The sequence below is a fragment of the Vibrio sp. Y176 genome (genome assembly GCF_033438945.1).
This window is the reverse complement of the sequence record NZ_JAWOQS010000435.1, coordinates 1-746: the sequence shown is the minus strand read 5'-3', so window position 1 is coordinate 746 and position 746 is coordinate 1. Positions and strand designations below refer to the sequence as shown.

Sequence of the window (746 nt, the reverse complement as noted above, 5' to 3'; positions counted from 1 at the left end):
GTTTTGAGATGCTAAGTCGGCTATTTAACGTAATAGGAATAATAATCACCACCACAACGTTATGTTGCTTTAAATTATGAGCTTCTTTGCTTCGATTTGAAGCCATTCAAATGTGTTTTTGGGCTCTCCATGCATTTCCATTTGATGCCAAAGTTTTTCAAATGACAAAATAGTGACTTGTAGAGCAACTTCTTCATTTCCAATTTCCATTGTTAAATTTTCGAGAAGTTTAATCGTATGAGCATCTACTAAAGTGTCGTATTTTTTTATTTTACACAAAGCCATAACGCAATACTCACAAAGTGTTGATATGCATGTAACTTTATAATAGTGCTCAATTGCGTATATAGTGGTTTTTTTTGGCCTAAGTCTATTAAGAACGTTCAATTGCTCACACAAACCTAGTCTTAAATATGATGTGTATGAGATAAATGGGATAAAGCGTGAAACTAAAAATTTATTTTAAAACATCGAATAACAAAGGCTTTGAAATCGCATCATATCAAGAACATTACGAGACAATTGTTGCTCAATGGCTTTCGTTAGGTCGTACACTAGAATCGAGTTCTTTTTTCCTTGTGCTGTACGATGATGATGGTAAGTGTGTAGATGCCAAATATCTTTCAAAAAATAATTTTAGTCGATTGCTGATAGAGTGGGACTGCTTTGGTTTAAAAGAAAGTAATGAGTAATTTAACGTAACACTCGTTGTGCGAACTGAACGATAGAACGCAAAAGGTTGCCCA

The 746-nt window shown here is 33.9% G+C and carries 2 protein-coding genes; one reads left to right on the top strand and one right to left on the bottom strand.

The genetic code is table 11. The annotated features are described in order from the left end of the window. Positions 1-69 precede the first annotated feature (69 nt). Entirely contained in the window at positions 70-285 is a 216-nt protein-coding gene (locus R7O13_RS26525) for a hypothetical protein (protein ID WP_031819061.1), read from the bottom strand. Between the two features lie 158 nt (positions 286-443). On the opposite strand from R7O13_RS26525, the gene R7O13_RS26520 reads away from it, so the two are divergent. Then, positions 444-692: a hypothetical protein gene (locus tag R7O13_RS26520; protein WP_005398517.1), complete on the top strand. Its 249-nt coding sequence runs from the start codon at positions 444-446 to the stop codon at positions 690-692. The last annotated feature ends 54 nt before the right edge of the window (positions 693-746 follow it).